13 protein-coding genes are annotated in these 13,142 nt (G+C 49.8%); 4 read left to right on the top strand and 9 right to left on the bottom strand.

The window, feature by feature from the left end; genetic code table 11:
• Window positions 1–361 precede the first annotated feature (361 nt).
• Both FFM79_RS04770 and rlmD read right to left on the bottom strand, forming a co-directional pair.
• The gene (locus FFM79_RS04770) at window positions 362–823 is read right to left on the bottom strand and encodes a hypothetical protein (RefSeq protein ID WP_137642324.1); all 462 of its coding nucleotides are present in this window, start codon (window positions 821–823) and stop codon (window positions 362–364) included.
• Window positions 824–877: 54 nt separating this feature from the next.
• Window positions 878–2,320, bottom strand: coding sequence for a 23S rRNA (uracil(1939)-C(5))-methyltransferase RlmD (gene rlmD, locus FFM79_RS04765; protein ID WP_137642323.1), 1,443 nt, complete (start codon window positions 2,318–2,320; stop codon window positions 878–880).
• Between the two features lie 184 nt (window positions 2,321–2,504).
• Between rlmD and FFM79_RS04760 the strand changes: the two genes are divergently transcribed.
• From FFM79_RS04760 to FFM79_RS04750, 3 genes are all read left to right on the top strand, one after another.
• The gene (locus tag FFM79_RS04760) at window positions 2,505–3,155 is read left to right on the top strand and encodes an ABC transporter ATP-binding protein (protein ID WP_137642322.1); all 651 of its coding nucleotides are present in this window, start codon (window positions 2,505–2,507) and stop codon (window positions 3,153–3,155) included.
• Window positions 3,152–3,907, top strand: a complete 756-nt coding sequence (locus FFM79_RS04755) for an ABC transporter permease (RefSeq protein ID WP_137642321.1) — start codon at window positions 3,152–3,154, stop codon at window positions 3,905–3,907. The genes FFM79_RS04760 and FFM79_RS04755 overlap by 4 nt, the downstream gene beginning before the upstream one ends.
• Window positions 3,908–4,001: 94 nt before the next feature.
• Window positions 4,002–5,093 (top strand): YdcF family protein, encoded by a 1,092-nt coding sequence (locus FFM79_RS04750; RefSeq protein ID WP_137642320.1) that lies wholly within the window; start codon window positions 4,002–4,004, stop codon window positions 5,091–5,093.
• A gap of 428 nt (window positions 5,094–5,521) precedes the next feature.
• Here FFM79_RS04750 and FFM79_RS04745 read toward each other — a convergent pair whose 3' ends face one another.
• From FFM79_RS04745 to FFM79_RS04715, 7 genes are all read right to left on the bottom strand, one after another.
• Window positions 5,522–6,529 (bottom strand): DUF4097 family beta strand repeat-containing protein, encoded by a 1,008-nt coding sequence (locus tag FFM79_RS04745; protein ID WP_137642319.1) that lies wholly within the window; start codon window positions 6,527–6,529, stop codon window positions 5,522–5,524.
• Window positions 6,513–7,151: a DUF1700 domain-containing protein gene (locus tag FFM79_RS04740; RefSeq protein ID WP_137642318.1), complete on the bottom strand. Its 639-nt coding sequence runs from the start codon at window positions 7,149–7,151 to the stop codon at window positions 6,513–6,515. Before FFM79_RS04740 ends, FFM79_RS04745 begins: the two co-directional genes overlap by 17 nt.
• A complete protein-coding gene (locus tag FFM79_RS04735; RefSeq protein ID WP_137642317.1) occupies window positions 7,144–7,464 on the bottom strand; it encodes a PadR family transcriptional regulator in 321 nt (106 codons plus the stop codon). Before FFM79_RS04735 ends, FFM79_RS04740 begins: the two co-directional genes overlap by 8 nt.
• 500 nt (window positions 7,465–7,964) lie before the next feature.
• A complete protein-coding gene (locus FFM79_RS04730; RefSeq protein WP_137642316.1) occupies window positions 7,965–8,723 on the bottom strand; it encodes an amino acid ABC transporter ATP-binding protein in 759 nt (252 codons plus the stop codon).
• A 10-nt stretch (window positions 8,724–8,733) separates the two neighbouring features.
• On the bottom strand, window positions 8,734–9,441 hold the full coding sequence (locus FFM79_RS04725; RefSeq protein ID WP_137642315.1) for an amino acid ABC transporter permease: 708 nt from the start codon (window positions 9,439–9,441) through the stop codon (window positions 8,734–8,736).
• Window positions 9,442–9,505: 64 nt separating this feature from the next.
• The gene (locus FFM79_RS04720) at window positions 9,506–10,312 is read right to left on the bottom strand and encodes a transporter substrate-binding domain-containing protein (RefSeq protein WP_137642314.1); all 807 of its coding nucleotides are present in this window, start codon (window positions 10,310–10,312) and stop codon (window positions 9,506–9,508) included.
• Window positions 10,313–10,573: 261 nt separating this feature from the next.
• Window positions 10,574–11,794 carry an aminotransferase-like domain-containing protein gene (locus tag FFM79_RS04715; RefSeq protein ID WP_137642313.1) on the bottom strand — a complete coding sequence of 407 codons (1,221 nt, stop codon included), beginning with the start codon at window positions 11,792–11,794 and terminating at the stop codon, window positions 10,574–10,576.
• Between the two features lie 153 nt (window positions 11,795–11,947).
• On the opposite strand from FFM79_RS04715, the gene FFM79_RS04710 reads away from it, so the two are divergent.
• Complete coding sequence (locus tag FFM79_RS04710) at window positions 11,948–12,844, top strand: LysR family transcriptional regulator (protein ID WP_137642312.1); 897 nt, start codon at window positions 11,948–11,950, stop codon at window positions 12,842–12,844.
• Window positions 12,845–13,142: the final 298 nt, after the last annotated feature.

Raw genomic sequence — 13,142 nt, 5'->3', positions numbered from 1 at the left:
TTCGCTAATCACAACGAACTGATTGAAAATTCAATTGGCAACCTTCTTAGCAGATCAACACCAAATATCATAGACCCAAAAAGCATGCTTGAGCCAGAAATTTTCTGACTGTAAGCATGCTTTGTTTTGAGACGCTGTACTGGCTAGACAGGTTTTTATATTGAGTTCCACGGGTTGTTTGAGTAAATCTCAATTAATGAGATGGATTCCGCAGAACCGTTGCTAAATTAGCGTAATCTTGCTTATTTCGGTAGTTATAGCGAACTGAATGAAAAGTTGGTTGACAACCTTCTTAGCGAATTAACACCATAGATCATAGGGCCTGTTTTGATAGTCGGGATAACGAATTACCGAAAAATAATCAGGGCCGTTCCGGTTTAGTTGCAGCCGTTAAGATTCGGTGGGCCGCCTGACCGCTAAACTGGTTTGCTTGTAAGCGGTCAAAAATAGCCCGTACGATGTGTGTCAATTGATCGTCGGTCAAACCTTGCTCGGATAGCGTGTTTAACGTGACCTGTAAAACGTCCAGCGGTAAAATTGGCCGCTTGTCCGGATGAGCCGCGAAAAACTCGTGAACCGCTTGATCGTGTAAGGACCAGTAGGCCGGGTTCTGCACGTCGTCAAAAATGGCGAGTAGTTGCTCGAGGGCTGGCGACAGCGGAATGTTTTTGGCAATTAGGGTCGTCAGTAACCCTTCGCGCGCCGGGATTCGAACGTCTGCGGTGTAGTCTTTGAGTAACAAGAAGTGCGCCTTAAATGGTGGTCGTAACGTAAAGCGCATGGCTAAAGCAATGTGACTATCAGTAGCATCAAGAGCTGCCATAAAGATCTCCCCCTAGGACATGTTCGGTGCTTGCCGGGCGCGGTTCAGTCTTTTTTAATGCCGCTTGGTAAAGCGAACGACGGCCTCGCAACGGGCAGTTTGTGGGAACATGTCGATTGATTGAATGTAGTCAACGTGGTAGCCGCGCGTTAATTCCCCGAGGTCGCGGGCGAGCGTTGACGGATTACATGAAATATAAACGAACTTTTCGGGCGCGCTTTGTAAAATGGCGTCGATTAAGACGTGATCCAAGCCAGTTCGCGGCGGGTCCACGATGATGGCGTCCGGCTCGAAACCACTCGCCAGCCATTGCGGTAGTAAAACTTGTGCTTCACCAACTTCGTAGCGGGCGTTGGTGATGTGGTTGCGGCGCGCGTTTTCGTTGGCGTCGGCCACGGCGGCGGGGATGGTGTCCATCCCCCGGACTTCCTTAGCGACGTCGGCGAGCGATAGCCCAATCGTGCCGACCCCGGAGTAGGCGTCAACGAGGGTTTCGGCGGGGGCTAAGTCGAGAGCTTGGCGGGCTAAATCGTAAAGTTTGGCGGTCTGTTCCGGGTTCAATTGGAAAAAGGCCCGGGCGGAGAGGTCAAACGCAAGCCCATCGAGTTCCTCCGTGATGGAGGCTTTGCCGGCGAGCAAGCTGGTCTGATCACCCCAAATTAACGACGTTTTCCCAACGTTCACGTTTTGCATGACCGAAACGACCATTGGCAACTTGTCCGCAATTTTCATGAGGAGTTGGTGCTTCTTTGGGAGTTTCGGGGTGTTGGTGATCAGCACGAGCTGAACTTCGCCAGTGGCAGCGGCGGCCCGAACGACGATGGTTTTAACGATACCGGAATTGTGGGCTTCGTCGTAAATCGGTACGCCTAATTCTTCCAGCCAGGCCACTACTTGACGCATGACGGTCATCGTGACGGGCATTTGGACGGAACAAGTTGGTAAGTCGACCAAGTCGTGACTATTTTCCTTGTACAGACCGGCGGCAACGTGGCCATCAATCAGGCGTACTTGGAACTGAGCCTTATTCCGGTAACCGTACGGGTCGGCCATGCCAATGGTTGGCCGGACGTCATAGTGCCGGTAACCAGCGGGACGGTATTTATCAAGTGCTTGAATGATCACGTCGCGTTTGAAGTTCAATTGAGCGGGATAATCCAGGTGTTCAAGTTCGAAACCGCCGACTTCGCCAGCGTAAGCGTCGCGAGGATCGACCCGGTCCGGGCTCGGCTTCCGCAGGGTTCGAAGCCGGGCTTCCAAGTAGCGTGGGTGTACGGCGGTAACTTCGGCAACGACCACTTCACCGGGGAGCGCCCCCTTGACGAAGGTGATGACGTGCTTGTAGTAGCCAATCCCTTCACCGTTAATGCCAAGGCGTTTAATGGTCAGCGGGAATCGTTGCCCAAGTTCAACGTTAGCTTGAACCTTTTCAGCGGGGCGCGCACGGCGTTGGTGTGATGTCGTGGGCCGGCGGTGGTTATAATTTGATTGTTTCATTGAAACCTCGTTTTCTTTCATTAAATCAGAATTAGTTGGGATCAAGTGGTTGATCCGGATAACCCCATTATAGCATGCGCACTGTCCAGGACTAAAGGAGTGGGCTTTAATTGTCCAGGTAGCTAATAGCCGCTATAATTATTAAAACAAGCGTTAACTTTTAAAATGACAGGGGGAATGTGGCATGTCAGCCTTAATGACACTTACAAAGGTGAACTATCAGGTGGGGAGCCACCACATTTTGCACGATATTGATTGGGAGATTCAGGCGGGGGCGCACATCACGATGACCGGCCCGTCCGGGAGTGGGAAAAGTACGCTGGTCCGGATTATTGCGGCAATGATTTCCAAAACGAGTGGGGAATTGATTTTTGATGGTCAACCAATTGAAACTTACGATCCAATTATGTATCGGCGGCAGGTCTCCTATTGTTTTCAGCAGCCGACGTTGTTTGGCGAAACCGTTGCCGACAACCTGGCGTTTCCGTATCAAATTCGCAAGCAACCAGTCGATACGGCCCACGTCCAAGAAGCCTTGGAGAACGTGGGCTTAACGGCCGCAACGCTCACGCAACGAATTGGCGACCTGTCTGGCGGGGAGCGTCAACGGGTGGCTTTAATCCGCAATATTTTGTTCTTGCCAAAAATTTTACTGTTGGACGAAGTTACGGCGGGACTCGACGAAGCCAACAAAACCATCGTCCATCAATGGTTAAAACACATGAACCGCGACCATCACGTCACCACGATCATGATTACGCACGACGCCGGCGAACTAGCGGCGGCCCAACGGATGGTGACGGTTAGCGCCGGTCGATTGGAGGAAACGCGATGAACTTAGCAGTGAATAATACGTCCTTATTTTTAGCGGCGATGCTGGTTTTAGTGGCCTTAGGTATTAGCTTATGGCAGAAGTTGGGTCTGGATAAGGACATCGTGGTAGGCGTCCTGCGAGCAATCGTGCAACTCGTCATCGTCGGGTACGTGCTCAAGTACATTTTTAGAATTGATAACGTCTGGCTAACGCTGGCGATGATTGGCTTTATTATTTTTAACGCCGCCTGGAACGCGAAAAAGCGGGGGGCGGGGATTCCGCACGCCCTCCCAATTTCGTTGTTGGCGATCCTGATCAGTACCGGCGTAACGTTGGGCGTGCTCATTTTAGCGGGCGCCATCAAATTAATTCCATCGCAAGTGATTCCCATTTCGGGGATGATTGCCTCAAATTCAATGGTTGCGATTGGCCTGGCTTACCGCAGTTTAAATACGCAGTTTCGCGATCAACGGCAGGCGGTTTTGGAACGGCTGGCCCTAGGCGCAAACCTACTGGACGCCTCAATTACGATTGTTCGCGAAGCGATTCGAACTGGGATGGCCCCGACGATTGATTCAGCTAAAACGGTCGGCCTAGTCAGTTTACCCGGGATGATGTCCGGGCTGATCTTTGCCGGTGTTGATCCGGTGCGGGCGATTAAGTATCAAATTATGGTGACCTTTATGCTATTATCGGCAACTAGTCTGGGGGCCATTATTGCTTGCTACTTAGCTTATCGAAATTTTTATAATGAGCGTAAGCAATTGAAATAGATTGATCGCGCTAAAATAGCGAATTATTCGTTAATTCAGTAGCTTAATATTATAATTAAAGTTATTGAAAAAATGAAACGGCGGGGGTGTTGGCTTGAACGATACAACGGTTTGGTTTCCAGTGCCAGTGGTGGCGTACTGGGCGTGGCTGGTTCCGATTGGACTGGGCCTGATTTTTGGGTGGCGTTATCATCACGATAAGGTCCGTTTGAGTAACGGGCTGTGGTTTTCGGCCTTTTTCTATTCGTTTTTAGCGGTACTAGCGATGACAATTCTGGGAACTAATAATCATCCGCTAATTGTCATTTGTATTGCAATTTTTGTGGGCTTTTTAATGGTGATGAGCCTACTATTCATCCTCCAGGCGTTTTTGTTGCTATGGAACGCTTGGATCGTCTGGCGGCGCGAAAGTCATACCCAGGCGAACATGTTGACGCTCTTTTTGGGCTTAGCCATTCTGCTACTCCCATGGCTGAGTAACCTGGTCGGCAACTGGGTGCCCGAACCGGTCCGCTACTTGATGACGACCTTTCCCAACCTGGTTATTTTCTACGTCGCGTTTTGGTTCTATAACTATTTGACGATGCTGATTTTATACCAGTTTAACTGGCCGCGGTTACGGCAAGATTACATCATTGTGCTGGGGGCGGGCCTGCTGAATGGCGACCAAGTCTCACCGTTATTGGCATGCCGGATTGATCGCGGTTTACGGTTTTATCAAAAACAAACCACGAAGACGCACCACCCGGCCGTGATGATTTTTTCGGGCGGTCAGGGGAGCGACGAGTCCGTACCGGAAGGCCAAGCCATGCTGGATTACGCCATCGCGCACGGCTTACCCGCGACTAACGGTTGGGCGGAAAAACGCTCAACGACGACTTTTGAAAACATGCGCTTCAGTAAGCAGCTGATCGATCAAGGGCCCGTTAAGCAGCCACGGACGATTTTTGTGACGAATAACTACCACACGTTTCGGGCCGGTATCGTTGCTAAGCAAGCCGGCTTAAAGGCGGATGGTATTGGCGCAAAAACGGCCCATTTCTTCTTGCCGGACGCAATTTTACGGGAATACATCGCAATCTTCGTGCGCCATAAGTGGTGGCACGCGGTGGCCGTGGTCGGCTTGTTCCTCCTGTCACTCGGCATGCTCTGGCTGGATGTTTATCACGGTCAGTGGCCATTTTAAAAGCAACGGGCGGGTGCTAAAAGCCAGCTGACTTTTGGCGCACGTTTCGGCTAATTAATAGTCGAAGACACACAAGGGTCCGTGACTAAATGGATGTTTGACAGTTTTAGATTCATGAGACCATTAAAATAGACCTGATTCTGGTTGGAATCAGGTCTATTTTTTGTGGTTTTGGATGCTAGATAGCCGAAACGTGTTCCAGACCAATTGATGCCTGTGCCTACTACGACAGCGGCCCAACGTCAAAAGCGCGTTACGCTACTATCTAGACAGTGCTCGGTATCAACCCGTTGGTCTTCCACACTCTTGCCGAAACGTGTTCGGCCGAGCTTGGTCCTGCGGTTAGCTACGCTACCGACACCACTCATAGCCCGCGTAATGTCGGTAGCTAGGCTAATCCTCAGACCAACCCACTCGGCCTCACACTCTTAATCCGTTGCTGTCACCGTAATATCGCCATCCTGCGTAGATAACTGGTACTGATGGCGCGCGGCTGACCTGACCTGATAATGGTTTTGGTCGTCATTTTCCCAACCAAAAATATCTAGGTCGCCATCGGTCGTATCAGCAGTTACCCCGTCGTTGCGACTCGTTGATAAATCAATATCACCCTCACTGGAGGTTGCCCGCATTTGTTTCTTGAAATCTAAGTTGGTTAAGCTGATATCGCCATCGGTCGTCTTAACGGCCAACTGGCCCTTGGATTTAACGTGACTCACGTCAACGTCGCCGTCACTAGTTTCCAGTTGAAGGCCGGTAAAGCGGCTTTGCCGTAAGCTCACGTCACCGTTGGCTTTAATCGTCGAATCGGTTTTCTCAAACCGACTGCGGTTAATGGTAACGTCACTGGCTTGAACTTCAAAGCTTGGCGCGGTGACGTTTGTCAGTTGGACATCGCCGGCCTGTAGTTGAAGGGGCTGGTCCACCTTGACGTTGGTCATCGTTAAGTCCACGTCACTACTGTCGTTTGCGTCTAAGCGCATTTCTTTGACGTTGACGTCTTGAAGGGTTAAATCACCAACTTGACTGGTCGTTGCTTGAAGGCGCTCCAACGTCTTATCCTGCGGAATCGTAATGGTGACCCGGTCCCGGTTAAGGCTATTACTACTCGTGAAGAAGCCGACGTCGTTGTAGTTTCCATTTTTGCCCTTAACGGTCAGTTCACCGTCGCTTACCGCAATGGTTGGCAACTTACGCTTGGACGCCACTTGCACGCTTAGCCGGTTACCGCGCTTAATGGTTACCGACGCGTTTGACGTTAGGGTAATTGATTTGATGGTGTTGGGATGGTAAGTTTTGCTGACGGCCGTTTGTTTGCTAACGTGGAAACCGCGATCCCAGTAAACCGTTTGTAAGCCGTTGTTGGCAATGCCAAACATGGTCAAAACGACCCCTAAAACGAGTAAAAAGATACCAATTTTAACGCTTTTGCGCATGGTGACGGCCTCCTCTCTCGGCACGATTTTTCTTGACGAAGCGGTGGTAGAGCCGCTGGGTCAGAATTGAAATCCCTTGGATAATTAAACCTAAAAGCCAGATGACCAGTGGGGCAATCAATAATTCGCCACCAATGATGGCGAGCCCCACCCCAAGGTAGAAGCACGCCACCCAGATGGACTGTGAAAACACTCCGATACTGGCGGTGATTAGTGCTAAGGCGAGAAGCGTTAGTCCAATCACGAGTGCGCCCAGCGTCAGTAAAATGCTGACGACAATAATTGCTAATGAGAAGAGGGCGAATAAGACGACGAGCAACGCCGGAATCGTAATTGGCGTTGATAATAATGCCAACACAACGAGCCAGATGGTCCGGACGCTCGTTTGTGACCGCTTCTTCTTGGAAGTTTCCGCGGTCAGGTTTTCGTTTAACCGAATTGAGTAGTCGGCGAGCACCTTTCTGGCGAGCTGCTTGGGTGTACCGAGTTCCGCCACGCAGTCATCGTATTCTTGAATATTGGCATCTAACAAGTACTCACGGTAAAATTCCACGACCTCGTCACGCTCGTCGTCCGTTAACTGAACGAGCAGGGCGGTGAATTTATCTAAGTAGTTAAGCATGCGTTGACCCTCCTTTTAATAGTTGATTAATGGCGTGGTTGTACGTCTCCCATTCACCCTGGATTGCCGTTAGCTGGGTGCGGCCGTTGTCCGTGATTTGATAATAACGGCGGTTGCGCCCTTGATAGGCCTGGTCGTAGGTGGTTACCCAGCCATTTTTCTTTAGGCGGCGTAAGACGGGGTAGAGCGTGGATTCTGAAATTGCGATTGAGGCTTGGAGGCGTTGCGTGAGCGCGTAACCGTAAAAATCTTCGGTTTGAAGAAGCGCTAAGACGCACCCATCCAATAATTCGGAACTAATTTGTATGGCCATCACTATACCTCCTGTTATATTATACGTCGTATAGTATTATTCAACTAGTAGTATACGGGATGGTGGGGTCACTGTCAATCGATTTGAACAGTGAGTTGCCAAACTAACAGGTATTGGTTTGGGCGCGGGACAAATCAATTGAAAAATGAATTCTATACCAATTGGTGCTGATATGCCGCCAGCAGCGGGTGTAACCGGTTGGCTGGAACACTGCGGGCATCGATTTGAGCCTTATTCTAAGCCGGAAGAACTTCGCTTCCGACCAAGAATAATTTTGCAGTTGAGCCATGGTTACACCCGCTACTGGCTAGATTCACCTTATTATGAGGTTTTGCGGTCGAATTTAGTCAGTCTCAATTGGTGAGCCTGGCTCTGCTAAACGGTTACTAATTTAAATTAAGCGCAACCATGCCCGCTTATTCTGACAAGCATAATGACTAAATAAAAACGGAGCCGCGACAAAAGTCACAACTCCGCTTAACTAACTTTGGGTACACGTGCTATTTAGCTTTATCTGAAATGGTTGTAAAGGTCATCGCGGCTAAAAAGTCCGCAATCCGTTGATTAGGCTTGGTGAAAAAGTCACTTGGCGTACCGTCAAAAAGGATCCGGCCGTCTTCAACGAAGATGATCTTATCGGCGACGGCCCGGGCGAATTCCATGTTGTGGGTTACCACAATCATCGAATCGTTTTCCTGGGCTAGCGCCAACAGAACCCGCAAAACGCCAGCCTCTAGTTCGGGGTCTAAGGCGCTGGTGGGTTCGTCTAGTAAAATGAACTCGGGGTCCATCGCTAACGAGCGGGCAATCGCAACCCGCTGTTGTTGCCCACCGGACAGTTGCCCGGGGTAGGCGTCGGCTTTATCGGCCAAGCCGACTTTATCTAACAAGTCCATGGCCGTTTGCCGGGCTGCGTCTGGTTGCTGCTTTAACACTTGAACCGGGCCTTCCATCACGTTTTTAACCACGCTTAAGTGTGGGAAAAGGTTGTAATCTTGAAAGACCATTCCGGTTTTGCGGCGAATGCTTAAAACGTCCTTGCTAGCAAGGGGATGGCTAAAGTCAATCACCTGATCGTTGAAGTGGTATAAGCCACTTTCTGGACGTTCGAGTAAGTTCAGCGACCGTAAGAGGGTCGACTTTCCGGAACCGGATGGGCCGACGATGGCGGTCGTTTCGTGCGCGTTGAAGGTTACGTTGAGGTCGGTGAGCGCCTGATGATTGCCAAAAGTTTTATTAACGTGTTCCAGTTTAATCATTAGTTGCCTCCTAGTTTAGGGGCCGCAAGTAGCGCGACGTCCGTTTTTCCAAGTAGCCTTGTAGCCAACTGAGTAGTGAACACAGGATGGCGTAGAAGGCGGCCGCTTCGGTGTACATCACCAGTGGTTGGTAATTTTCAGCGGCGATTTGTTGGCTAACTTCGAAGATTTCAACGATCGTAATTGAAGCGGCCAGTGACGTATCCTTCATTAAGCTAATAAAGCTGTTGGATAGGGGTGGCAAGGAGACCCGGGCTGCTTGCGGTAAAATAATCCGTTTTAAAACTTGCGGTTTGGTCATTCCAATGGAGTAAGCCGCTTCCCACTGACCTTGCGGAATTGAGAGGATCGCTGCTCGAATCGTTTCGGCACAGTAGGCCCCGGTGTTTAGCGAGAAGGTCGCAATCCCGGCCGTCCACGGGTCCAACTGAATCCCGTTAGGCCAGATGCCCTGAATTTTAAGGTAGGGTAGGCCGAAGTAGACGATAAACAGTTGCACTAGGAGCGGGGTACTTCTGAACAGCCAAACGTAAAAGTAAGCGATGGCCCGCACAATGGAGAACCAGCCCCGTTTGGGCGACAGTTTAACGAGGGCGGTTAGGATTGCCAAGATCAAACCGAGCGCAAACGAAATGATGGCGATTGGAATCGTGTATTTTAAACCGGCCACCGCGATTTGGGGCGCTGAAGTAATGATAATGTGCCAAATTGAATCCATGTGAGCCTCCTGAAACAGTTAGTGATGAACCATATGTAGCCGTTGGTTGCCCAACGGTTGAACCCTATTTATCGGTAACGTTGCCGCCGAAGTACTTATTAGAAAGCTTCTTCAACGTGCCGTCAGCGCGTAGTTCTTGAATTGCCTTTGAAATTTGCTTTTGCATCTTGGTGTGCTTTTTCGTCACCATCGCACTGATCTTTTGATCGGCGATTTCGTCGTCGGCGTTGATTAATTTAACGTTACTGTTTTTATTTTGTTTGAAGTACGCGTAAAACGCTTCCCGGGAGTTAATCGTACCGGCAGCCCGGCCCTGCGAGACGAGGTCGATCGATTGTTGGAAGCCGTCGGTTGGCGTAATGGTTGCGCCTAACCGCTTAGCGTCACCAGCGTTGTTACTGGTTGTCGTTTGGGCAACTTTCTTACCTTTAATATCGGTAATTTGATTGATGCTGGAATCTTTCTTGACCGCTAACTGGGCCTTCGAATAGATGTACGGCGTTGAGAACAAGTACTTTTGCTTGCGCGCCTTTGTTTCAGCCATGTTGTTCATAACGACGTCATACTTACCAACGTTTAAGCCGGCCACTAGTGAGTCAAACTTGGTTGGAACGAACTTGGCCTTCAAGCCCATTTTCTTAGCAACTGCCTTACCAAGGTCAACTTCAAACCCGGTTAGCTTACCATCCTTACGGTAGCCGTACGGTTTGAAAGTTCCTTCCAAACCGATGGTTAACGTTCCGGACTTGTTTAAGCCCAAGTCGCTTCCCGTATTACTACTTTTCGAACTTTGGCTACCACAAGCAGTTAGCGTCACCATTAACGCTACCCCGAAAACTGCTAAGCCAATCTTTTTGATCCAAGTTTTCATCAACGAACACTCCTCAATCTTTTTTTACAGTATCCTAGTTTAACGAAAAAACCGGGTGTTAACAAAAAATAAGCACTGGCTTTCAGAAAAAGCCAATGGCTTACGGTTAGGTCGGCTAGTGTTAAGACCAGGCAGGTAGCGTCAGTTTACCGCAGGGACGGGGCTTGTGTCAATTTTAGCTGGGTGGTATCCGTGCAAACAAAAATGAGGATTTCAAAAGAGATGAAATCCTCATAGTTATTCTAATTAAATGAATTTAATTCATGAAAGTTGGACAGCGGGTTTGGGGGTGCTGCAAATGGCTGTCAACCGTTTGCCAAGGCGGGCGATTCCGGTGGTGATCGTGGCCGGGTCAAGGCTAGTAAAGTTTAACCGGAAGGCATTTTTAACTTGGCGACTGGCAAACTGGCAGTTAGCGGGAACGTAGGCTACGTGATCTTGTGGTAACACGACGTCGGTTAGGAGTTGTTGCGCGTCGATACCGGCGGGCAAGGTCACCCAGATGAAGAAGCCGCCAGCTGGCCGCGTGTAGGAAACGGTCGCTGGGAAATATTGATCCATTGCCGTAAGCATGGCGTCGCGCTTAACGCGGTAAGCCGCATTGATGGTTGCAATGTGCTGATCAATGTTATGGTGCGCGAGGTACTGATCGATTGCGGCTAACGTCACGTTCGGGGACTGCACGTCAATTGCTGACTTTAAGCCACATAACGGTGTCATTAGTTGGTCATCGGCAACGAGCCAGCCGGTCCGCAGTGCGGGCGATAGAATTTTGGAAAAGCTCGAAATGAAGATGACCCGGCCTTCGGTATCAAAGTGCTTGATGGCTGGGAGCGTTACGCCGCTGTACCGCAAGTCGCGGTAAGGGCTATCTTCCAATACAATGACGTTATATTGGTTAGCAAGTGCCACGAGGGCCTTGCGTTTGCGAATGCTCATGGTAGTGCCAGTCGGATTATGGAAATCCGGAATCGTATAGATGAGCTTAATTTCTGGGTGCGCTTGGAGTGTTTTGCGAAGCATCCGGAGGTTCATACCGTCATCTTCAACCGGCACCTCGTAGTAAGTTGGTTCGTAGGTGTCAAAAGCCGCAAGCGCCCCCATGTAAGTTGGTCCTTCCACGACCATCGCGTCGCCGTGATTCAACAGGAGTTTGGCAACCAGGTCGATGGCCTGCTGCCCACCTTGCGTTAGCATGATGTTATTAGCGGAAACCGCAACGTCCGCGTGACTAGCCATCCGTTGTGCTAGTTTTTCGCGGAGTGCCGGTAATCCTTGCGTGGAAGCGTATTGGAAAATTGATTGCCCGTCAGTTTGAATGGCATTCTGGTAGGCTTGCTGGAGGCCTTCGGCGGGAAATAGCTGGCTGTCGGGAAAACCGCCCGCAAAGGAGATGTTGGCGGGATTGGCGCTGTTCTTAAAAATTTCGTTTAAATCGGACGTATCATTAGATAACACACGCTTAGCCAATAAATTATTCATCATATTTCCTCCAGATTTGTTATTTATCAATTGTCGTTGAGTTGTTTTGATTAACTATATTTATGATAAAATGGGGGTAAGGTTTAGTAAAGCTCAACATTTTCAATTTTAAATGAATTAAATTCAACTAAAGCTTAGTGAGGAGGCGCGAACATGGCGAATTTTGCCTACGAAGTGTTTGCGACGGTTGTTGCGCAACATACGTTTTATCAGGCGGCGGCCACGCTTAACGTGACGCCCAGTGCGGTCAGCCATTCGATTAATCAGTTGGAAAAGGAGCTCGGGTTCCCCTTATTCATTCGGAACCGTTCGGGGGCGGAATTGACGACGGATGGTCGGCAGGTCTTGCCGTACGTTCAAGAAATTTTGAATACGGAAAGTAACTTAAAACAGGTGGCGGATAATATTCAGGGGCTCCATTCTGGGTCGGTGCGGATTGGCGGGTTTAGTAGTGTTTGCATCAATTGGCTACCGCGAATTATCCGGCGATTCAACCACCAATATCCTGATATTAAAATTTCGGTTGTTCAAGGTAATTTTAATGAAATAACCAATTGGGCCAAGATTGGGACGATTGATATTGGGTTTACGTCGATGCCGGTGAATGAGAATTTATTGGTGCATTCGTTGATTGACGATCCCATTTACTGTGTGACGCCGGCAAACTTTGTACCGGAAAATGGGGATTATATTACGACGGACGACGTTGCGGATAAGAATTTTATTTTGCAGCAAAGTGACTATGACCGGGATACCAAGTTGGCGTTGGACCATTACCACGTGACGAATAATTATTTAAACTTCTCAATTGATGACCAGTCGATTATCTCGATGGTGGAATCGGGCTTAGGTTTGGGAATTTTGCCGCAGTTGGCGTTGCGTAAGTTGACGGGGGATGTGAATACGTACCCGTTTGCGGAGCCATATAATCGGGAAATTGCGTTGGTGGCGAATAAGACCCAGGCGACGGCGCCGTCGACGGCGGTGATGATTCGGGCGATTAAGGCCTTTTTAACGGAGGAGTACCCGGACCGGATGAGGTGGAAGTAGCAGAGTGTGAGGCCAGACGGGTTGGTATTGAGCATTGCCTAGCTAAGGCGTTGTCGCGGGTTATGCGATGGCGCCTTAGCGTAGCAAGCGCAGATACCAGTCTGGCCGAACACGTTTCGGCCATAAGGCAGGGGAGCGTAGTAGGCGCAGGCGTCAGTCGCCCTGAACACGTTTCGGCTATAAGGCAGCCGCGGTTCGGCGACGGAGTAATGCAGCGCGCGGTTCGCCCCGCTGCTGGCAGTGATTTCGCCACCAGTTGATCCAGCCCCTAAAGAACAGCAAAAGACCCGACCAACAA

The sequence above is a fragment of the Lactiplantibacillus modestisalitolerans genome (genome assembly GCF_005405425.1).
Lineage (GTDB): Bacteria > Bacillota > Bacilli > Lactobacillales > Lactobacillaceae > Lactiplantibacillus > Lactiplantibacillus modestisalitolerans.
Note: the sequence above shows the minus strand (reverse complement) of the source record. Positions and strands in the feature narration are given on the sequence as shown.